Source organism: Streptomyces tyrfis (assembly GCF_037034285.1).
Classification (GTDB): domain Bacteria; phylum Actinomycetota; class Actinomycetes; order Streptomycetales; family Streptomycetaceae; genus Streptomyces.
Genome location: NZ_JBAGJZ010000012.1, coordinates 57363 through 78313, shown reverse-complemented (window position 1 = coordinate 78313; position 20951 = coordinate 57363). Strand labels below are relative to the sequence as shown.

Genomic DNA, 20951 nt, shown 5'->3' with positions numbered 1-20951 from the left:
GGCACGGGAAGGAGCGGCCCGCCGGAACCGATGTTCCGGCGGGCCGCTCCTCCCGGTTCACCCGGGGCCGCGCTCCGCGCGTCGGAGTCTCATCCGATCGCGCGGCGCCCGTGCTCGTCGGTCCGGTCTCGCCTCACTTGCCGAAGAAGGCGTTGTGGATCGTGACCGTCGACTCGTTGTCGTCCTTGTCGGTGACGACGGCCTTCAGCGAGATCGCCTTGCCCTTCGCGGGGGCCTTCACCGTGATCCTGCCCCCGGTGACCGGGACGGGCAGCCACGTCGTGTCGTCGTACGACACCAGGACCCGCAGGGTCTTCAGAGCGGCGCCGGCCGCCGCGCCCTGCACCTCGACGGGGAAGGTCTGCTTGCCGCCTGCCGGAACGGTGGAGTCCAGCGCGAGATCCGGCAGGAAGCGGACCATGGAGACCGGGAGCATGGTCGGGCTCTCGGTGCGGGCCGAGTCGAAGGTCCACGAGGCGTCGATCCGGGTCCCGGTGCGGTTGAACTCCGGGTTCCGGTGGATCGTGGTCGACACCGTGTACCTGGCGGGTTCCGACGGCAGCTCGAAGGGCCCCTGGTCGACGGCGACGTCCTTCTTCACGTACAGCTCGCCGTTGCGGTGCACGGTGGTGCTCGCGCCCGAGTACCGGGCGATCCCGAAATGGCCCGCCCCGTCACTGACCAGCGGCAGCGCACCGAAGATGGTGTCGCCGTCGCGCACGATCCCCTCGTTCGCGTTCATCCGCGGCCCCGGTGCACCGACGTTGTAGGTCTCGGTGTACGTCTCCCCCGCCTTGTACCGCCGCGGCTCGTCGAGACCGTAGAGCGCGTCGAAGCTCCGCCGGCCCGAGGGATCCGCCCCGCCCAGCACACCCGCGACGATGTTCCAGGCGGCCCCGTCGGCCGTGGACAGATACACGTTGCGCGTTCCCGGCGCCGGCTGCACGGTGTAGGGGGCCTCGACGCCGCCTCCGTAGTCCAGTACGCCGTTCGCCGCGAGGGCGCCGTCGAGGCCGGGTACGGACGATCCGACCTTCGCCTTCACCAGGGCCATGTCCCCGGGCTTGTAGGTCTTGCTGTAACCGGTGGCCAGTTCCTTGACCGGGCCGCCGGTGAGGACGTTGTACTCGTCGCCGCCCCGCTGCCAGTGCGCGGACCACTGCTGGGCGAGGACGCCGTCCTCCATCTCGGGCCCCTGGTACGCGGTGCGCAGATGGTCGAAGCTGCCGAACTCGCCCCCCTCGATGATGAAGGTCTCGGGTGTGCTCACGGTGTACATCATTCCGGCGCGCGTGTAGCGTGCGGCCGCGTCCGGCACCGCGAAGGCGACGGGCCGGGTGGTCCGGGCGTCGAGGGTGACCGTGGTGGGACCGGTCACCGAGAACTGCGGGTTGTTGATCAGGTCGATGCCCTTGGCCGGGGCAGCGGGGTCGACCAGCATGTCGGCGGCGAGACTGTAGGTGCCTCGCGGCAGTCGGACCGTGGCGGAGCCCGACGACAGGTCCGGGAAGAACCGACGGCCCGCGGCGGACCCGCTGTAGCCCTTCAGGTCGGCCTGCCAGTTGGCACTGGCCGCACCGTCCCGTCCGAGGGTGTTGAAGGTGACCTCGTACGACTCGGCCTCGCGCTCCACCGATGCCGCGGTGCGCACGCTCCGGCCGCCTCCGGTCGCGACGACCGTGACCGAGTACGAGCCGTCGACCGTGCCGCCGAGCCGGGTGTCGGCCGTCAGGTCCACGGCGGCGGTGCCGCCCGCCGGGACCGTGATCCGCTGTGCCCCGAGGGTGAAGAACCCGGCCGGGGCGGGCTTCTCGTCCCCGCCGGTGGGTGCCTCCAGCGACAGGTCCAGCGTCACGTCGGTGGTGCCGCTGTTCCGGTACTTGACCTGCTTGCCGACGGGTGTGTCGTCGGTGTGGGGCCACTGCTGGGTGCCCAGGGCGACCGAGGCCGGTTCGGAGACGAGCGTCTGGTCGATCGCCTTGTCGACGGCGAGCCGGCCCGCCCCCTGCTGGAAGACCGAGTGGGAGCCGCCCTTGGCCGAGCCCGTCAGGACCGCCTTGATCTGTGCGCCCGTCCAGGTGGGGTTCTTCTGCTTGAGGATCGCCGCGGCGCCCGCGACGTGCGGGGTCGCCATCGACGTGCCGCTCATGCCGACGTATCCGGGAGGGTTCTGGTCCGGGATGCCGCTCGCCGCCGCCGCCGTGATCTCCACGCCCGGTGCGGTGATGTCGGGCTTGACGGCGCCGTCCCCGGTGCGGGGCCCGACGCTGGAGAAGTCGGCGATCAGGTCGTCGTCGTCGACGGCGCCGACCGTCAGCGCCGCGTCGGCGCTGCCGGGGGACGCGACCGTGCCCCGGCCCGGCCCGCTGTTGCCCGCGGCCACCGCGAACAGGACGCCCTTCTCCGCGGAGAGCTTGTCGACCTGGGCCTCCAGAGGGTCGATCCCCGGGGTGTCGGGGCTGCCCAGGCTCATGTTGACGATGTCGGCCCCCTGGGCGACGGCCCAGTCGACCCCCGCCAGGATGCTGGAGTCGTCACCGTTGCCCTGATCGTCCAGCACCTTGGCGCTGATCAACCGGGCCCCGGGCGCCACGCCCTTGAACCGGGCGTCCTTGGCCCCCGTACCGGCGGCGACGGAGGCCACGTGCGTGCCGTGCCCGACCCGGTCCCGGGCGTCCGGGGAGCCGCTGAAGTTCCGTTCCGCCACCACCCGGCCCGCCAGGTCCGGGTGGGTGGCGTCGATTCCGGTGTCCACGACGGCGATCTTCACACCGGTGCCGTCGTAGGAGCGGGCCCAGGCCGCCGGAGCGCCGATCTGGCCGGTGCTGTGGTCGAGCGACGCCTTCCGTACGCCGTCCAGCCAGATTCGCGCGATGCCGGAGGCCTTGGCCGCCGAACCGTCGCTCCGCCGACGGGTCAGCGCGTCCCACAGGGAACCCGCGCTGTCGGTGGTGCTGGTGACGGCGTCGGCGTCGAGGGCCGACAGGGTCCGGCGGACGGTGGTGCCGTCGGAGGAACGCACCTCGGCGCGGGCGGAACCGGCCGCCGACCCCCGGTAGCCGACGATCACCTTGAGGCCGGCCCGGTTGGCCTTGAGGCTCTCCGGTTCGGCGAGTCCGGTGACGTCGAACAGCCGCTGGTCCAGCGTGCCGTCGGCGATCAGCCGCCGGGCATCACGCGGCACCGCATAGGTGCGGCCGTCGTAGGTCCAGGTGAAGAAGGGCATGTCCTGTCTGCCCTTCGCCCGCTGGATACCGCCGACCCGGCCGCGGGAGTCCACGAGAACCTGGTCACCGGTTATCAGGGTGACGGTGCGCACGGCCTTGCCGACCGCCCCCGTGCCCTTGACGGCGCTCGGGACCGCCGGGTCCGGGCCGCTGGTCCCCGCCGATGCCGGGCCGGTCATGCCCGCCGTCAGGACGACGGCGGCCGCAGCCACGACGGCATACGCCTGTTTTGATCGTTTACGCAAGATTGCCCCTGCTCAGGAGTGAATCGGGCGGGCGAGGGCCCGGCCCGGACGGGGTGCTCTCGAAGTCTCGTGCGACCCCCGGGGCTTGAAGTATTCCGGGGGCGCTCGGAGGCACTCAATGATCGTTGTGTAACAACGCTCCACCACGTATGGCCAGCCCGGGCAGTACTGGTGACGGCTCGTCAGATTCTTCTTCGGGCGGCACTTCCTGCCGACGCGCCGGTCGCGTCGGGACGGCCGGACGCGTTGAGCACGGACCCGAGACGACCCGGGGAATCCGACTGCGCACAGAACCCCCGAGCTGCCGGAATCGCAGTACGACCCCGCACGCGTGCGACCCACGCGGGACGGAACGGGAAGCGTCACGGACGCGTCGAACGCGTTGGGATCTCCGCGGGCGAAGGGCCGCGCGCTGGTTCGTCGGGTGAGTTCCCGTGCCGGGCGCCCAGGACTGCCCGCTCGACCCGCCTCGTCACCGCGCCCTCCGGCCACACCTTCGTCGACCGCCTCGGCCAGTCGCCCACGACTCGCCAACTGCGTGAGCCCGCCCGCTCGCCGCGGCGGAAGCCGGGAGCTGGAGCCGTGGAAGGTCCGGCTCTACGACGCGCACCCCACGCTTCCCGCCGCCAACGGCGCGCCGGGCGTCGCCCTCGCCGCATGATCCGGGCATGCCGACGCCGACGTCACCGAGCGGGGTGCACGTCCGCCCGCGCCCCGGTGACCTCCGCGTCGCCTCGGACCACCCGACTGCTCCACTCGGCTTCAGCGAGGGCGAAGCAGCCTGATGCTCAAGCCATCGTGACGGACTGTGAGACATCCGCCCTCAGCGAACGGCAAAACTCTCCGACCTGGGCGTTTCAGCGGATCACCAGGACGTACCCCCATCATGATCTTCTGTACGTCCTGTACATTTCTTACAGGCGCTGACGCGGTCCCGACACGGGCCCGCGCAGGCCCTCGACGAGAGGCAGCCCATGTCGTTCCGCCCCGCCGCCCGATACGCACTGCCCGAGTTCACCGAGCGCACGGCTCATGGAACCCGCACCTTCGACCCGTACTCCAAGCTGCTGTCCGAGCGAATCGTCCTCCTCGGCACCGAACTCGACGACACCGCGGCCGGTGACCTGATCGCGCAGCTCATCCATCTGGAATACGCCGCACCGGACCTGCCGGTCTCGCTCTACATCAACTCCCCCGGGGGTTCGTTCGCGGCCATGACCGCCGTCCACGACACGATGGAGTTCCTCGCCTGCGAGGTGGAGACGTACTGCCTGGGCCAGGCAGGGGCCTGCGCCGCCGTCCTGCTGGCCGCGGGCGCCCCGGGCCGGCGGCATATGCTGCCCGGGGCCCGGGTGATCCTGCGTCAGCCCGCCCTCGCCGAGCCGGTACGAGGACGCCCGTCGGATCTGGAGAACGAGGCGGCGGAGCTGGAACGGGTCCGCCGGACGCTCGTCGCGCTGCTGGCCCGTCACACGGGCCGCGACGGCGCGCGTGTCGCCGGTGACATCGAGCGCGATCTCGTCCTCGATGCGCCGGGCGCGCTGGCGTACGGCCTGGCGGACCACGTCCTGGCGAGCCGGAAGACGTCGCTCCGGCCGTCCGGTCCGAAGTGAGCGACTGATGCGCACGCCCGAGACGCCTCCGCTTCCGGCTCTGACCCGCGCCGAGGGCGAGTTCATCGACCGCTACCTCGAAGTCGTCGATCAGCTGGGCCGGATCAATCCGGTGCACGGCGGCGACACCTACGGCGCGCTGCGCGCCGCGCAGGCACTGGCCGCGCATGCGGGCGCGCTGCGGGACGCCCTGACGCTCATGCACGAGCGCGGCGAGGCGCGGCTCCACGCCGGCACCCTCGCCCGGGCGCTGCGCGTGCTGGACGGGGAGCGGCGGTGCGGGCGGATCGCCCTGCCGCCCGTTCCGGGGAGTTGAGCACGCGTCCGGTCGCCGTCGCCGCCGCCGGAGAACCGGCCGCCTCCCCACACGACACGCCCGACGATCAAACCGATTTTCCTACTCTTTCAGCGTAGAAAACACCGTTTGCAGGCAAAATTCCAACTTGCGGTTTTCGGATGATAGGTGCACGAGATACGCCCTTACGTGCCTGATGCACACCGGGCGCACACGCGCAACCGGGTGCTCGAAAACGTCAGCTCCACTCGAACAGGTCAGTCGTGAGGACTCTCACATATCGTCGTTTCAGCTCGGAAATACGACTGTCGGTGAGTCAAGATCCCTGGGACGACAAGCCCCCGCCACCGCGGCGGGGCGGTCCGGGCGGACGCCGAGTCCTGCCGCCGCCCGGATGACTGGTCGACGGAAGTGGATCGGCAGGAGTGGAGGACCCGAGCACAACGGGTCGACCGGTTCACGGTCGGCCCTCGGGGTGAAGCCGCCGAGCGCGGCCGGGCAACTTCGCCAGCCCGAACCCGACAGGTCATCCTTCACAGGCGGCTGACGAAGGGTTGCGCATGACTGCGCAGGTTCATGTCCCGTCTCTGCTCGCCCGGGCCGGTACGGCCTCGGTTCTGACTCTGGCCGCCGTCGGGGGCACCATGCTCGCCCCGGGCGCCGCCACGGAGGCCCAGGCGGCCGCTCCATCGCTGAAGGCGCTCAACATCGCGGCGTCGAAGAAGGGGGCGCCGTACCGGTGGGGGGCGAGCGGCCCCTACCGGTTCGACTGCTCCGGCCTGACGGTCTATTCGTTCAAGAAGGCCGGCAAGAAGCTCCCCCGCACCGCCCAGCAGCAGTACAACAAGACCCGCCATGTCTCGGCCCGGCACCGGCAGCGCGGTGACCTGGTCTTCTTCCACTACGGTCGCAGCGTCTACCACGTGGGGATCTACGCCGGGCACAACAAGATCTGGCACTCGCCGAGGACCGGCGCGGTCGTCCGCCTGGAGAAGATCTGGTCGAAGAGCGTCTACTACGGCCGCGTCCGCTGACGCCTCGCCCTCCGGCGGCCGGGTCCTCCGGCCTCCTCCGGCACGCCGGAGGGCCCCGCACGGCGCCGCACCGGCACCGGGGAGGCGGCCCGTCCGGTAAGACCTGGCCGGCCGGGCGAAACGTTCAGCTCCGCGCGGAGCCGCCGCACGGCAGGTCGATCCACACCGTCTTGCCGCCGTCGGCGGTGGGGGTGACGTGGAGTCGGCCGCCGCGCTCCTCGGCCAGCTTCCGGATGATCACCATGCCTCGCCCGTTGTCCTGCTGGACGGCCACGGGCAGCCGTCGGGGCAGGCGCGGGTGGCTGTCCGTCACTCCGAGGCGCAGCAGCTCCTCCCGTTCCAGCCTCAGCTCCACGGTGAAGGTGGGCGACTGGCCGAGGGTGTGCTGGACGGCGTTGGTCGCGAGCTCCGAGACGATCAGCCGGACGGCGTCGGCGAGGCCGTCGTCCGCGGTCAGGCCCCATTCGGTGAGCACTCGGAACGTGTGTCTGCGGGCCGCCGGGACCGAGACCGGCTCGCTCGGCAGAGTGATGCTTGCTTCCTGATGGTCTGCCACGGCGAGCCACCCCTTTCCCACCCGGACCGGCACGTTCCCGGTCCTGGTTCCGCTTCGCGTCAGATTGCCACTGATCGCACCCGCTGTGACGCCGATCCCACAAGATATGCATATATCTGTCGCTCGATGCGGTGAACGCGGCCGCGCGAAACCGCACGCGCGCGCCGCACCGACCGCCCGGCGCGAGAGGGAGGGAGCCCGCGCATCCGGCGCGGACCCGTGGTACGACGCCGCGAGCCCGGGGAGAAGGTCCGGAGCCCGCGTCACGCCTCGGGACCGACCCGCCGGAAGACCGCGCGGACAGTCGGCCGACACCAGTCGGCGATCAACCGCGTCAGGGCCGGGCGGCGGGATGCGGCCGACCGAGGTGAACCGGCTGCTGGACACGTACGGCGTGGCCGGCGCGGGGCCGCGCACGCTCCTGGCCGGTCCGCCCGAGGAGGTCGTCACGTCGGACTTCTCCGCTCGGCACGAACCGCGCCGGCGGCGGAGCAGCCGCAGCACGGGGCTGAACGAGTGCGTGGAGACCGGCCCGTCCGGTGCCGGCCGGCTGTCCGCCCCGGACTCCAGGTGCGTGTCCGGTCCGCCGCCGCGGTTCGCCGCGGCGGCGGACCGGGCCTCGTTCGTCTCCGGTCCGTGCCGCGCTCCGGTCAGCTGACCGGAGCGGTCCGCCGCACGGTCTCCACCGCCGCGTCGACCTGCTCGTCCGTCAGATCGGCGCGCGCGGTCAGCCGCAGCCGGGAGACTCCGTCGGGCACCGACGGCGGACGGAAGCACCCTACGGCGATCCCCGCTTCACGGCAGTCGGCCGCCCAGCGGGCCGCCGCGTCCGCCGAAGGGGCCCGTACCGAGACCACCGCCGAGTCCGGGCGCACCGCCGTCAGACCGGCCGCGGTGAGCCGCTCGAAGAGCCCGGCGGCGACCGCGCGGACCCGGGCGGCGCGCCCCGGCTCCCGGGCGAGCACGCGCAGGGCGGCGAGGGCCGCGCCGACGGCGGCCGGGGCCAGGCCGGTGTCGAAGATGAACGTCCGGGCCGTGTTGACGAGGTGCTCGATCACCCGGGCGGGGCCGAGGACCACCCCGCCCTGGCTTCCCAGGGACTTGGAGAGGGTGAGCGTGGCGACCACGCCCTCGTCGCCGGCGAGCCCCGCGACGGCGAGCGAGCCCCGGCCGCCCTCCCCCAGCACACCCAGGCCGTGTGCGTCGTCGACGAGCAGCGCCGCCCCCTCCGCCCGGCACACTCGGGCCAGGGGGGTCAGCGGTGCGGCGTCGCCGTCGACCGAGAAGACCGAGTCGGTGACCACGAGGGCCCGCCCTTCGCGGGTCCGCAGGGCCTTGCGCACGGCGTCGGGATCGGCGTGCGGGACGACGAGGGTCTCGGCCCGGGACAACCGGCAGCCGTCGATGATCGACGCGTGGTTGCCCGCGTCGGACACGATCAGCGAGCCCCGGCCGGTGAGCGCGGTGAGGGCGGCCAGGTTCGCGGCGTACCCCGACGACAGCACCAGCGCTGCCTCGAACCCGCAGAACGCGGCCAGTTCGTGTTCGAGTTCGGCGTGCAGGGCGGTGGTGCCGGTGACGAGCCGCGAGCCGGTCGCACCGCCGCCCCAGCGGCGCGCGGCGTCGGCCGCCGCCGCGGTGACCTCGGGGTGCCGGGTCAGCCCCAGATAGTCGTTGCTCGCGAGGTCCAGCAGCTCGGCCGCGGCGGGGCGGGGGCGGAGCGTCCGGACGAGTCCGGCGTCCGCGCGGCGGCGTGCCGCGTCGTCGATCCAGTCGAACGGGGCGTAGGACATGGGCGGTCCTTTTGTAGGCAGTTCACAGACCCTAACCGCGGGCGCAGCAGGGCATGGTGTGGCAATACACACACCATTCACAGGGTCTGTTGTCCGGTTCCTCCTTGGCTGCGGGGTGCGCCATGGGCCAGGATCAACGCCATGGACCTCCTGAACACGCTGGTGGACAAGGGGCTGCGGCGCGAGCCGCCGACCCGTGAAGAAGCGCTCGCCGTACTGGCGACCTCGGACGACGACCTGCTCGACGTGGTGGCCGCGGCCGGGAAGGTGCGCCGTCAGTGGTTCGGGCGGCGGGTGAAGCTGAACTATCTGGTCAACCTCAAGTCCGGTCTCTGCCCCGAGGACTGCTCGTACTGCTCCCAGCGGCTCGGTTCGAAGGCCGGGATCCTCAAGTACACCTGGCTGAAGCCGGAGGACGCGTCGAAGGCCGCCGCCGCGGGTGTGGCGGGGGGCGCGAAGCGGGTGTGCCTGGTGGCGAGCGGCCGCGGCCCGACGGACCGCGACGTCGACCGGGTGTCGGAGACCATCGCGGCGATCAGGGAGCGGCACGAGGGCGTCGAGGTGTGCGCCTGCCTCGGGCTGCTCTCCGACGGGCAGGCCGAGCGGCTGCGCGCGGCGGGCGCCGACGCGTACAACCACAACCTCAACACGTCCGAGGGGACGTACGGGGACATCACCACCACCCACACCTACGCGGACCGGGTGGAGACCGTGCGGCAGGCACAGGCGGCCGGGCTCTCCGCGTGTTCCGGGCTGATCGCCGGGATGGGCGAGACCGACGCCGACCTGGTCGACGTGGTCTTCTCGCTGCGCGAGCTCGATCCGGACTCGGTGCCCGTCAACTTCCTGATCCCGTTCGAGGGAACCCCGCTGGCGAAGGAGTGGAACCTCACCCCGCAGCGGTGCCTGCGGATCCTGGCGATGGTCCGGTTCGTCTGCCCGGACGTGGAGGTGCGGCTCGCGGGCGGGCGGGAGGTGCATCTGCGGTCGATGCAGCCGCTGGCGCTGCACCTGGTCAACTCGATCTTCCTGGGCGACTACCTCACCAGCGAGGGGCAGGCCGGGCAGGCGGACCTGGACATGATCACGGACGCCGGTTTCGAGGTGGAGGGCGCGGACACGACGACGCTGCCGGCGCACCGCGCCCCCGGTGGGGACGGCTGCGAGTCGGGGGGCGGCGGCGGGTGCGCGCCGTGCGCCGACGCGCCCGGGGCGGACGACGCCGGGGAGGGTCCGGCGGCGCGCCCGGATCTGGTGGCGGTGCGCCGGCGCGGCGCGGGCACGGATCTCGCCCCCAATGCCTGAGCCGCTCTCCCCCGCCGAGCTGCGCTCCCTGGACCGCGCCCATGTCTGGCATCCGTACGGCCCGATGCCCGGGCGCCAGGAACCGCTGGTCGTGGAGTCCGCGTCCGGGGTGCGGCTCCGGCTGGCCGAACCGGCCCACGGACGGCGTGAACTGGTCGACGGCATGTCGTCGTGGTGGTCGGCGGTGCACGGCTACAACCACCCGGTGCTCAACGCGGCGGCCCGCGGTCAGCTGGACCGGATGAGCCATGTGATGTTCGGGGGTCTCACCCATGAGCCCGCCGTGCGTCTGGCCACGAGGCTGGTCGGGATCACCCCGGAGCCGCTGCGGCATGTCTTCCTCGCGGACTCGGGCTCGGTGTCGGTCGAGGTCGCGGTCAAGATGTGCCTGCAGTACTGGCGTTCGGCCGGACGGCCCGCCAAGCAGCGGCTGCTGACCTGGCGCGGCGGCTATCACGGGGACACCTGGCAGCCGATGTCCGTGTGCGACCCCGAGGGCGGCATGCACGAGCTGTGGCGCGGCGTGCTGCCCGAACAGGTCTTCGCGGACGCGCCGCCGTCGGGTTTCGACGCGGAGCCGGACCCTGACTACGTGCGCCGCCTGCGGGAACTGGTCGCGCGGCACGCCGACCGGCTGGCGGCGGTGATCGTGGAGCCGGTGGTGCAGGGCGCGGGCGGGATGCGGTTCCACTCCCCCGCCTATCTGAGGGTGTTGCGCGAGGCGTGCGACGCGCATGACGTCCTGCTGGTGTTCGACGAGATAGCCACGGGTTTCGGCCGTACGGGAAAGCTGTTCGCGGCCTCCCACGCCGGGGTCGCGCCGGACGTCATGTGCGTGGGCAAGGCGCTGACCGGCGGCTATCTGACGATGGCGGCGACCCTGTGCACCGCCCGCGTCGCGGACGGGATCTCCCGCGGCGAGGTGCCGGTGCTGGCTCACGGCCCGACGTTCATGGGCAATCCGCTGGCCTCCGCCGTGGCCTGCGCCTCCGTCGACCTGCTGCTGGACGGCGACTGGGAACGGGACGTCGAACGGATCGGCGCGGGGCTGCGGGACGGCCTCGCGCAGGCGGCGGAGCTGCCCGGGGTGCGGGACGTGCGCACACTGGGCGCGATCGGTGTCGTGCAGCTCGACCACGAGGTGGACATGGCGGCCGCGACCCGGGCGGCGGTGCGGGAGGGCGTATGGCTGCGGCCGTTCCGCGACCTCGTCTACACCATGCCGCCGTATGTGACGGAGGACGACGACGTGGCGCGGATCTGCCGTGCCGTGTGCGCGGCCGCGAGGGAGGGCTGAGATGAGCGTCCTGGTGGTGACGGGCACGGACACCGAGATCGGCAAGACCGTCGTGACCGCCGCGGTGGCGGCGGCGTGGCGGGACCGGCGTGTCGCGGTGCTCAAGCCCGCGCAGACGGGTCTGGAGCCCGGTGAGCCGGGTGACGCGGCGGAGGTGAGACGGCTGGCGGGCAGCCATGTGACCGCGGTCGAACTGGCCCGGTTCCCCGAGCCGTTGGCGCCCGCCACGGCGGCGCGGAGGGCCGGTCTGCCGCCGGTGCGCCCGTACGAGATCGCCGAGGCCGCCGAGAAGTTGGCGACCGAGCACGACGTGGTGCTGATCGAGGGCGCGGGCGGCCTGCTCGTGCGGTTCGACGAGGAGGGCTCGACGCTCGCGGACGCGGCGCGGCTGCTGTCCGCTCCCGTGCTGGTCGTGGCGCGGGCCGGGCTGGGCACGCTCAACGCGACCGCGTTGACCGCGGAGGCGCTGCGTGCCCGGAGGCTGGAGTGCTCCGGCGTGGTGGTGGGCAGCATGCCCGGCGTCCCGGACCTCGCGGCACGCTGCAATCTGGCGGACCTCCCGGTGGCGGCGGGCGCCCCGCTGCTGGGGGCGGTGCCAGCCGGGGCGGGAGCGTGGGAACCGGCCGACTTCCGTTCCGCGGCCAGGAGTTGGCTGGCGCCGGAACTGGGCGGGACCCGGCCGGCCGCCCCCTGCTGACGTGTGGCGCCCGCGCCGCGCGCACTCCGGGCCGGGCGGCGGAAACCGGGCTCGGGGCGGGGCGGGCGGGCCGGGCTTCGTGGGCGGGGCGAGCGCGGGCTCAGGGAGAGAGGGCGCGGCGGGCCGGGCTCCGGGGAGGGCGGGTCACAGGCTCCACTGGCGCAGCTCGTCGGCGATGGCCCGGACGTCCGCCTTGCCCTCCTTCACCAGTCGCGCCAGATCGCGCACCTGCTCCGGGGAGGTGACCACCTTCAGCCCGGACGCGACGAGATATCCGTACGCGACAGCCGACGAGAACATCGCGTTGGAGTGTTCCAGCGCGGGGACGTGCAGCAGCAGCTGGAGCAGGGCCGCCGCCCTCGTGCAGGGATCGCTGTAGACGGGGCTGCCGAAGATCTCGGCCTCGTGGCGCGCCACGGCCGCCACGAGCGCGCCCCAGTCGACGACCTGCGGGTCGCCGGGGGTCTTGTGCTCGGCCACCATCAGCAGCCAGGAGAGGTCGATCCGGAGGTTCAACGCGTGCCTTCGCCCTCCGGGCCGAACTCCTCGGCGAACACCGACTGGTACTGCTTCATGAAGTCGGCAGCCGCCTCGACGAACGTATGGCCCACCGCGCCGGCGTCCTGCCGCACGAGTTCCTCTATGTAGCGGTTGACGCTCATCCCCCGTTGCAGCGCCCGCTGCCGCGCCGTGGCGGCGGTGGCCTCGTCCACTCTCACGTTCAGCTGTGTCTTGGGCACGAAAACACGCTAGCGCCGCCGCGCTAGCACCGGCAAGCGAACGGCCCCGGGGCCGGAAGCGCACCGCGACACGCCCGACCGCCCCGGGTGCGGCCGCGCCCCGGTGTGCGCTCCCCGATGCGCGCGGACGGCGCACGCGCGGTGTCACGGCTCGCGCGCGGGCGCGGAGTGTGCGGACTCCCGCGCGGACACGCAGCGTCTCCGAGTTGCGTATGCACGCGGACCGTTCGAACAATGGTGGACATGACATGCCCGGCGGGCACGGTTTCCGCCGCCACGCGACCACGGGACGGATCCGGTGGCGGAGCGCCACCGGACCGAGAGCAGCGACGGGCCGGCCCACGCCAGTGGCCATCGGAGAGCGGAGCGCGCGTCCGGCCGACCAAGATCGCGCGCGTTCCGGGGGCTCGCCCCAGGCCACCAGGCGTTCGATACCGGGGGCAGGCCGTACACGGGCCGCTCCCTGGCCGCCGCCGCGCCCCATCGCGCCGGTCTCCGCCGGTGCGCGGGAGAGCGTCACCGAGGTGGAGACCGGAAACCGCGCGTCGGCCTCCCTGGTGCAACGCAACGGCTTCACCCATGGAATGCACCGGTTTCACCGTCGGCGCGACCGTCGGCCCCTGCGTCTTCGCCGTTCCCGGTCCACAGGGGCGCTCCGCCGGCCCCTCCGCCGCGTTCCCGGGCGGCGATGCGGGTACCCAACGGCCACGGAACGCGATGCTCCGGTTCCGTCCGGGCCGCGCCCCGGACGGCGGACAGGGCCGCGCCCCACCGCCCGGAACGGGCGCGGCATACCCACGCCGGACCGAAGCAGGCGGGGCATCCGTCACGGTCCGCAACAGGCACGGCGGATCGCGCGGGCGCACGGGAATGTGCGGGACTTCATGGTCCGCGGGCTCCGCACCGCTGGAACGCCGGCAGGCCGAAGCGTCGAAAAGCCGCTGGCCGGGCGGGTCCCCGCTCTGCTTGGCTCGCCCGCATGAACGATCTGCGCATCCGCTGTGCCACCCCCTCGGACATCGACCGCGTACTCCGGTTCTGGCACGACGCCGCCGAGGGCACGAGCATCAGCGACGACCACGACGGCGTGGCCCGGCTCATCGCCCGGGACCCCGAAGCCCTGCTCCTCGCGGAGCGCGCCGACGCCCTCGTGGGAACCGTGATAGCCGGTTTCGACGGCTGGCGGTGCTCCGCCTACCGGCTGGCCGTGCACCCCGACTGCCGTCGCCGAGGCGTCGCCACCGCCCTGATGGCGGCGGCGGAGCGACGATTCACCGGCCTGGGCGGCCGACGGGTCGACGCCATGGTCCTGGAGGCCAACGAGCGGGCTCACCACACCTGGGCCTCCGCCGGCTACCACCGCGAGGACCACTGGCGGCGCTGGGTCAAGCCGCTCCGACCGGCGGCAGGGTCCGCCGACGAGGCCCGGGACCACTGAGCCCTGCGCCAGGGTCCGCGGATACCCGGGAGCAGCCCCACGCGGCGTCGTACCGCGGCGGGACTGCGGCCCGGGCGGAAAAGACGGCGATCCGCCAGGAGAGCGAGCGACTTTGCCGATCCTTTACCATGGATGCCTCCTGACCGATTCCCTACGAAAGGTGTGTACGTCCCTCCATGGGCGAACCTCCCAGTTGCAGACGTAATCGAAGCGGACACGACCGACATCGAGCGGTCCGCCCGTCCCTGCCCGATCATGGGACGGAGGTGACCCGATGACCGAAGTGCTCCTGCTGTTCGTCGCGGTGCTGCTCTCCCTGGCGTGCGGCGCGTTCGTCGCCGCCGAGTTCTCGCTGACGACGGTCGAGCGCGGTCAGCTCGAACGCGCCGCCGAGCGGGGCGAGCGCGGTGCGGCGAGCGCGCTGAAGGCCGTCCGCGGTCTCACCTTCCAGTTGTCCGGCGCCCAGCTCGGCATCACCGTCACCAACCTGGTGGTCGGCATGCTCTCCGAGCCGTCCATCGCGAAGCTCATCCGCGGCCCGGTGAAGGCTACGGGCCTGCCGCCGGGCGCGGCGTCGTCCGTGGCCCTGGTCCTCGGCACGGCCCTGTCCACGGTGTTCCTGATGGTCGTCGGCGAACTCGTCCCGAAGAACTGGGCGATCTCCTCGCCGCTCGCCATGGCGAAGGCCGTGGCCACTCCGCAGCGTGCCTTCACCGCCGTGTTCCGGCCGTTCATCAGCCACCTCAACAACACGGCGAACCGGATCGTGCGCCGCTTCGGCCTGGAACCCGCCGAGGAGCTGGCCTCCGCACGCGGGCCGCAGGAGCTGGTGGCGCTGGCCCGGCACTCCGCGAAGGAGGGCGCGCTGGAGGCGGACACCGCCGAACTCTTCGTCCGCACCATCGGGCTCGCGGAGCTCACGGCGCAGAACGTCATGACGCCACGGGTCCAGGTCACCGCCCTGGAGGCGCGGGCGACCGCCGAGGACGTCGCGAACGCCACCCGCGCGACCGGACTGTCCCGCTTCCCCGTGTACCGGGGCAGCCTGGACACCGTGATCGGCGTGGCGCACATCAAGGACGTACTGGCCATCCCGGCCGCGCAGCGGCCCCGTACCCGCGTCTCGCAGATGCTGCGCGAACCCGTGCTCGTCCCGGAGACCCTCACCGTGGACCGACTCCTCGACCGGCTCTCGGGCAAGCTCGCCATGGCCGTCGTGATCGACGAGTACGGGGGCACGGCCGGTGTCGTGACCCTGGAGGACATCGTCGAGGAGGTCGTCGGCGAGGTGCGCGACGAGCACGACCCGCACGAGACGCCGGACCTGGCGCGGGCGGGCGAGGACGCCGACGGACGGTCGCTGTGGTCGGCCGATGGCGCCGCCCGCCTCGACCAGCTGGAGCGGATCGGGCTGCGCGTGCCGGACGGTCCGTACGAGACCCTCGCCGGGCTCGTCGCCACCGAGGTCGGCCGCATCCCCGTCGTGGGCGACTCCATCGAACTGACGGCGGGCTGGCGGATCGACGTCGTGGACGCCTCCGGGCACCGCGCCGCGCGGGCCCTGCTGCACGCGCCGCTGCCCGGCGAGGACGACGACGCACGGACGGAGGACGCCCGATGACCGTCGTCCAGCTCTTCATCGGACTGATGACCCTGGTCGTCAACGCCTTCTTCGTCGGCGGGGAGTTCGCGCTGATCTCCGTGCGCCGCAGCCAGATCGAGCCGGAGGCCGAGGCCGGGAACCGGCGGGCGCGCAGTGTCCTGTGGGGCCTGCAGCACGTGTCGGCGCTGCTCGCGGCGGCGCAGCTGGGCATCACGCTCTGCACGCTGGTCCTCGGCGTCGTCGCCGAACCGGCCATCGCGCATCTGCTGGAGCCGGTCTTCGACGTGGTGGGCGTGCCGGACGGGCTGATCCATCCGATCTCGTTCGTGATCGCACTGGCCCTCGCGACCTATCTGCACATGCTGCTCGGCGAGATGGTGCCGAAGAACATCGCGCTGGCCGAGCCCGTGCGGGCCGCGCTGCTGCTCGGGCCGCCGCTGGTGGCGCTCGCCAGGGCGCTGCGCCCGGTCATCTTCTCGGTGAACGCCTTCGCCAACGGTCTGCTGAGACTTCTGCGGGTCGAGACCAGGGACGAGGTGGCCGCCGCGTTCTCCGACGACGAACTGGCCCGGCTGGTGAAGGACGCCGGGGACGCCGGGCTCGTCGACGACCGTGCGGCCGAGCGGTTGCGGCACGCACTCGAACTGGGCCGCCGCCCGGTGCGGGAGGTGGCGATGCCGGTGGACCGGGTGACCTACGCCGAGGTCGGGACGACTCCGGAGCAGCTGGAGCAGCTCTCCCACGAAACGGGCTTCTCCCGCTTCCCGGTGATGGACAGCGAGGGCCGGATCCTGGGGTATCTCCATGTGAAGGACGCCCTGGACGCCACCCCGCGCGATCTGCCGTTCCCCGTGACGGCGATGCGGCCGATCGCCCGGGTGCGTGCCGGTACACCGCTCGACGACGCCCTGACCGCACTGAGGCGCAGCCGCACGCACCTGGCGGCGGTGCTGGACGACGCCGGGCGGCCCGCCGGCATGGTCACGATGGAGGACGTGCTGCGCGGGCTGGTGGGAAGGCCGCAGGAGCGCTGACCGGCGACGCCGGGCCGCGGGCGCCCGCCCGCGGCCCGGCCCGTCCGGACGGGCGGGCGGGCGGGGCCACCTCCCGTGCTCCCCGCGACCACCCGCCGTCCCGGGAGCACGGCAGGCCGGACGGCCGGTGGCCGATGCCGCGCGAGGCGGGGCATGGCTGGCCGGAAGGCGCCGGGTCCCCGCGCGATACGATCGCACCGCCATGGAGATGAATGCCTCGTACACCAGCCTGGTCGCGGTCGGCGACTCGTTCACCGAAGGCATGTCGGACCTGCTGCCCGACGGCTCGTACCGGGGCTGGGCCGATGTTCTCGCCGGTCGGCTCGCGGCCCGCTCGCCGGGCTTCCGTTACGCGAACCTCGCGGTGCGGGGCAAGCTGATAGGCCAGATCGTCGACGAACAGGTCGGCGCGGCCGCCGCCATGCGGGCGGACGTGGTGACGCTCGTCGGCGGCCTCAACGACACGCTGCGCCCCTCATGCGACATGGGCCTGGTCCGGGCCCGGCTCGAAGAGGCCGTCGAGCGTCTCGCGCCCTCGTGCGGGAAGCTCGTGCTGATGCGCAGCCCTGGTCGGCAGGGTCCGGTGATGGAGCGTTTCCGGCCACGCATGGAGGAGCTGTTCTCCCTGGTGGACGAGTTGGCGGCCCGTCACGACGCGGCCGTCGTCGACCTGTACGGGGCGCCTGCCCTGGGCGACCCGCGACTGTGGGACGTCGACCGGCTGCATCTGACGGCCGACGGGCACCGCCGGGTGGCAGAGGCGGTCTGGCAGACGCTGGGGCTGCCGCCGGAGAGCGACTGGCGGGCGCGTCTTCCGGCCGCCGTGCCGCCTAGCTGGGCGGTGCGGCGCGTCGCGGACCTCCGCTTCGCCCGGCGGCATCTACTGCCGTGGATAGGCCGCCGGCTGACCGGCCGCTCGTCCGGGGACGGGCGCACGGGCGCCCAGTACAGCGCCGAACTGGGACGGGCGTTCTGGGTCACCCCCGGGAACACGGGCGCCCCCGGTCCGGTCGCGACGTGGCGCCGGGTGGACGTGACCCCGCTCTCGTAGCAACGCACAAACGCCGCCACGGCGCTGGCCTGCACAAACCGCCAGTAGAATCCGGTCATGTGACTGCTGTGTCTGCGAAGCCTCGCATCCCCAATGTCCTGGCCGGCCGCTACGCCTCCACGGAGCTGGCCGTCCTCTGGTCCCCCGAGCAGAAGGTGAAGCTGGAGCGCCGGCTGTGGCTGGCGGTGCTGCGTGCGCAGAAGGACCTCGGGATCGAGGTGCCGGACGCCGCCCTCGCCGACTACGAGCGCGTGCTCGACCAGGTCGACCTGGCCTCGATCGCCGAGCGCGAGAAGATCACCCGGCATGACGTCAAGGCCCGGATCGAGGAGTTCAACGCCCTCGCGGGCCACGAGCAGGTCCACAAGGGCATGACCTCCCGGGACCTCACCGAGAACGTCGAGCAGCTTCAGATCCGCCTCTCCCTGGAGCTGATGCGCGACCGCACGGTGGCGGTGCTGGCCCGGCTCGGCAAGCTGGCGGCCGAGTACCGCGAGCTGGTCATGGCGGGCCGCTCCCACAACGTCGCCGCGCAGGCGACCACGCTCGGCAAGCGGTTCGCGACCGCCGCGGACGAGCTGCTGGTGGCCTACGAACGCCTCGAGAACCTGCTGGGCCGCTACCCGCTGCGCGGCATCAAGGGCCCCGTGGGCACGGCCCAGGACATGCTCGACCTGCTGGGCGGCGACTCCGCGAAGCTCACCGGCCTCGAGCAGCGGATCGCGGAGCACCTCGGCTTCGCCCATGCCTTCACCTCGGTCGGGCAGGTCTACCCGCGGTCGCTCGACTACGACGTGGTGACCACCCTGGTGCAGCTGGCCGCGGCGCCCTCGTCCCTCGCCAAGACGATCCGCCTGATGGCGGGGCACGAGCTGGTGACCGAGGGCTTCAAGCCCGGACAGGTCGGCTCGTCCGCGATGCCGCATAAGATGAACACCCGCTCCTGCGAGCGTGTCAACGGCCTGATGGTCATCCTGCGCGGCTACGCGTCGATGACGGGCGAACTGGCCGGCGACCAGTGGAACGAGGGCGATGTGTCCTGCTCCGTGGTCCGCAGGGTGGCCCTCCCTGACGCGTTCTTCGCGTTCGACGGGCTGCTGGAGACCTTCCTGACGGTGCTCGACGAGTTCGGGGCGTTCCCGGCCGTCGTCGCCCGTGAACTCGACCGCTACCTGCCGTTCCTCGCCACCACCAAGGTCCTGATGGGCGCGGTTCGTGCCGGCGTCGGCCGGGAGGTCGCACACGAGGCGATCAAGGAGAACGCGGTCGCCTCGGCCCTGGCCATGCGCGAACAGGGCGCCGAGCGCAACGAGCTGCTCGACAAGCTGGCCGCCGACGACCGCATCCCGCTGGACCGGACGCAGCTGGACGCCCTGATGGCGGACAGGCTCTCCTTCACGGGCGCGGCGGGCGACCAGGTCACCTCCCTCGTCTCCCGTATCCAGGAGATCGTCGAGCAGCACCCCGAGGCGGCCGGCTACACGCCCGGCTCCATCCTCTGACGGACGGCCGCTCCCACCGATGACGCCCGACGAGCTCCTGGCCGCCCGCGACCGCATCGTTCCCGACGTGGTCGCGGGCGGCCTGCGCGTCCTGTTCTGCGGGATCAACCCGAGCCTGACGACCGGGGCGACAGGCCATCACTTCGCCCACCCCGGCAATCGCTTCTGGCCGGTGCTCCATCGGTCGGGATTCACTCCCCGCCTCCTGAAACCTGCGGAACAGACCGAACTGCTGCGGTACGGCCTGGGCATCACCAACGTGGTCGCCCGGGCCACCGCACGGGCCGACGAGCTGTCCGCCGAGGAGTTCCGCGAGGGCGGGCGCATCCTGGCGGCCAAGGTGGAACACCTGCGGCCGCAGTGGCTGGCGGTTGTGGGCGTCACGGCGTACCGCACCGCCTTCGGCAGGCGCACCGCCCGGATTGGCCCGCAGGACCACCTGGTCGGCGGAGCCCGGGTCTGGGCTCTCCCCAACCCCAGCGGCCTCAACGCCCACTGGACGGCCCAGACGATGGCGGAGGAGTACGGACGCCTGCGCGCCTCCGTGGAGAATGCCGACCCCGCCACCGCGTGACCATCCGCGTCTCCCCATGGTCCTGTGCTCCCGCACGCCGGGGCCACGGGGACCCGCGCCCGCTGCCTTCTCTCCTCCGCCCCCTTTCTCTCGGCCGCTGATCACGACGACCTCGCCCCACGCGCCCGTCCTCCTCGTTCGTTCCTGCCTCCTCCGGCTCCCCGCCGCTCCGGGCCACCGCCCCGCTGGAATCGCGCCCTCGCTCCGCAGGTCTCGTCCCGTCCGGACCGGACAGCGGCCGAGGAGAACCGACCGGCCTCACCCGCCCCGGCTCTGCGAACGCAGCCCTGGCTTGCCCAGCCCCTCAGGGGCGGCTCCGCCCGGCCCTCATGCCGGGCGATCGCATACCGACCCGAACCCGTTCGGGAGCCCGGTGTGCGCTGCCATGACACACGATCGTCGGCCAGGGTCCGTCGAATCCTTCCCTGGTCGCAGCAGTCCGCCGCCGATCGCCGGCGGATCCGTCGGCGATCACGGCGGATCGATCTCCGTCACCAGGACGTTCAGCTCGCAGCCGGCGCCGTCCTCCTCCAGGCAGAGGCCCAACGCAATCCAACGGTCCCCGATCCGCCACAGCTGAAGGTATTCGCAGCCCGCGACCGTCCCGGCCCACGCCTCTGGAATCTCCTCACCCGCCATCAACCGCTCCTGCGCGCTCCACAGACTGATCGTCTGCGGTTCGCCCCACCGGTCGGTGAGCAGTACCAGCAGTGCGTCGTGCTCCGCGAGGCACTGGGTGCGGTGCTCCAGCCGCACCACCTCGTCGTCGTCCCAGTGGTCGATGTCCGCGTGCAAGGCCGCCGTGTGATAGCCGGGGCCGCTGACTCCCGAACCTGCCTGAACGCGCTCCATGGGGAAGGCCCGGGTACGCATCCCGTCGATGAGGCGAAGGTGATGTGCGGTGGTCATGCTGCCAGTAAACCGCCCCGCACTGACAAGCCGCTGCC

General features: G+C 72.5%; 20 protein-coding genes and 1 riboswitch. Of the genes, 14 read left to right on the top strand and 6 right to left on the bottom strand.

Annotated features, from left to right (window positions below; genetic code table 11):
* Positions 1-133: 133 nt before the first annotated feature.
* The gene (locus tag WA762_RS11910) at positions 134-3472 is read right to left on the bottom strand and encodes a S8 family peptidase (protein WP_335935492.1); all 3339 of its coding nucleotides are present in this window, start codon (positions 3470-3472) and stop codon (positions 134-136) included.
* Positions 3473-4010: 538 nt separating this feature from the next.
* Here WA762_RS11910 and WA762_RS11905 point away from each other — a divergent pair.
* The 4 genes from WA762_RS11905 to WA762_RS11890 all read left to right on the top strand — a co-directional run bounded on the left by WA762_RS11905 (position 4011) and on the right by WA762_RS11890 (position 6414).
* Complete coding sequence (locus WA762_RS11905) at positions 4011-4133, top strand: hypothetical protein (RefSeq protein WP_335935491.1); 123 nt, start codon at positions 4011-4013, stop codon at positions 4131-4133.
* 313 nt (positions 4134-4446) lie between these two features.
* On the top strand, positions 4447-5085 hold the full coding sequence (locus WA762_RS11900) for an ATP-dependent Clp protease proteolytic subunit (RefSeq protein ID WP_335935490.1): 639 nt from the start codon (positions 4447-4449) through the stop codon (positions 5083-5085).
* A 7-nt stretch (positions 5086-5092) separates the two neighbouring features.
* The gene (locus WA762_RS11895; protein ID WP_335935489.1) at positions 5093-5401 is read left to right on the top strand and encodes a hypothetical protein; all 309 of its coding nucleotides are present in this window, start codon (positions 5093-5095) and stop codon (positions 5399-5401) included.
* 372 nt (positions 5402-5773) lie between these two features.
* Positions 5774-5937, top strand: a riboswitch (cyclic di-AMP (ydaO/yuaA leader).
* Between the two features lie 3 nt (positions 5938-5940).
* Positions 5941-6414, top strand: coding sequence for a C40 family peptidase (locus tag WA762_RS11890; RefSeq protein WP_335935488.1), 474 nt, complete (start codon positions 5941-5943; stop codon positions 6412-6414).
* A gap of 124 nt (positions 6415-6538) precedes the next feature.
* On the opposite strand, the gene WA762_RS11885 is transcribed toward WA762_RS11890, so the two are convergent.
* Positions 6539-6970: an ATP-binding protein gene (locus WA762_RS11885; RefSeq protein ID WP_335935487.1), complete on the bottom strand. Its 432-nt coding sequence runs from the start codon at positions 6968-6970 to the stop codon at positions 6539-6541.
* A gap of 352 nt (positions 6971-7322) precedes the next feature.
* Between WA762_RS11885 and WA762_RS11880 the strand changes: the two genes are divergently transcribed.
* Positions 7323-7628: a hypothetical protein gene (locus tag WA762_RS11880; RefSeq protein WP_335935486.1), complete on the top strand. Its 306-nt coding sequence runs from the start codon at positions 7323-7325 to the stop codon at positions 7626-7628.
* On the opposite strand, the gene WA762_RS11875 is transcribed toward WA762_RS11880, so the two are convergent.
* On the bottom strand, positions 7621-8763 hold the full coding sequence (locus WA762_RS11875) for an 8-amino-7-oxononanoate synthase (protein WP_335935485.1): 1143 nt from the start codon (positions 8761-8763) through the stop codon (positions 7621-7623). The genes WA762_RS11880 and WA762_RS11875 overlap by 8 nt on opposite strands.
* A gap of 141 nt (positions 8764-8904) precedes the next feature.
* Between WA762_RS11875 and bioB the strand changes: the two genes are divergently transcribed.
* From bioB to bioD, 3 genes are read left to right on the top strand one after another with little or no spacing between them, the layout of a single operon-like run.
* The gene (bioB, locus tag WA762_RS11870; protein ID WP_335935484.1) at positions 8905-10068 is read left to right on the top strand and encodes a biotin synthase BioB; all 1164 of its coding nucleotides are present in this window, start codon (positions 8905-8907) and stop codon (positions 10066-10068) included.
* Positions 10061-11365, top strand: a complete 1305-nt coding sequence (locus WA762_RS11865) for an adenosylmethionine--8-amino-7-oxononanoate transaminase (RefSeq protein WP_335935483.1) — start codon at positions 10061-10063, stop codon at positions 11363-11365. Before bioB ends, WA762_RS11865 begins: the two co-directional genes overlap by 8 nt.
* A gap of 1 nt (position 11366) precedes the next feature.
* Entirely contained in the window at positions 11367-12062 is a 696-nt protein-coding gene (gene bioD / locus WA762_RS11860) for a dethiobiotin synthase (RefSeq protein ID WP_335935482.1), read from the top strand.
* Between the two features lie 144 nt (positions 12063-12206).
* Here the strand turns inward: bioD and WA762_RS11855 are convergent, their stop codons facing one another.
* Both WA762_RS11855 and WA762_RS11850 read right to left on the bottom strand, forming a co-directional pair.
* Positions 12207-12578: a fic family toxin-antitoxin system, toxin component gene (locus tag WA762_RS11855; RefSeq protein WP_335935481.1), complete on the bottom strand. Its 372-nt coding sequence runs from the start codon at positions 12576-12578 to the stop codon at positions 12207-12209.
* A complete protein-coding gene (locus tag WA762_RS11850) occupies positions 12575-12802 on the bottom strand; it encodes an antitoxin (protein WP_335935480.1) in 228 nt (75 codons plus the stop codon). Before WA762_RS11850 ends, WA762_RS11855 begins: the two co-directional genes overlap by 4 nt.
* 979 nt (positions 12803-13781) lie before the next feature.
* On the opposite strand from WA762_RS11850, the gene WA762_RS11845 reads away from it, so the two are divergent.
* The 6 genes from WA762_RS11845 (at position 13782) to mug (ending at position 20004) form a co-directional block, all read left to right on the top strand.
* The gene (locus WA762_RS11845; RefSeq protein ID WP_335935479.1) at positions 13782-14240 is read left to right on the top strand and encodes a GNAT family N-acetyltransferase; all 459 of its coding nucleotides are present in this window, start codon (positions 13782-13784) and stop codon (positions 14238-14240) included.
* 274 nt (positions 14241-14514) lie between these two features.
* Positions 14515-15861, top strand: coding sequence for a hemolysin family protein (locus tag WA762_RS11840; protein WP_335935478.1), 1347 nt, complete (start codon positions 14515-14517; stop codon positions 15859-15861).
* Complete coding sequence (locus WA762_RS11835) at positions 15858-16877, top strand: hemolysin family protein (protein ID WP_335935477.1); 1020 nt, start codon at positions 15858-15860, stop codon at positions 16875-16877. Before WA762_RS11840 ends, WA762_RS11835 begins: the two co-directional genes overlap by 4 nt.
* Before the next feature lie 202 nt (positions 16878-17079).
* The gene (locus WA762_RS11830) at positions 17080-17928 is read left to right on the top strand and encodes an SGNH/GDSL hydrolase family protein (protein ID WP_335935476.1); all 849 of its coding nucleotides are present in this window, start codon (positions 17080-17082) and stop codon (positions 17926-17928) included.
* A gap of 59 nt (positions 17929-17987) precedes the next feature.
* Positions 17988-19430, top strand: coding sequence for an adenylosuccinate lyase (purB, locus tag WA762_RS11825; protein WP_335935475.1), 1443 nt, complete (start codon positions 17988-17990; stop codon positions 19428-19430).
* A 19-nt stretch (positions 19431-19449) separates the two neighbouring features.
* A complete protein-coding gene (gene mug / locus WA762_RS11820; protein WP_335935474.1) occupies positions 19450-20004 on the top strand; it encodes a G/U mismatch-specific DNA glycosylase in 555 nt (184 codons plus the stop codon).
* Positions 20005-20475: 471 nt separating this feature from the next.
* On the opposite strand, the gene WA762_RS11815 is transcribed toward mug, so the two are convergent.
* On the bottom strand, positions 20476-20913 hold the full coding sequence (locus WA762_RS11815; RefSeq protein WP_335935473.1) for a hypothetical protein: 438 nt from the start codon (positions 20911-20913) through the stop codon (positions 20476-20478).
* Positions 20914-20951: the final 38 nt, after the last annotated feature.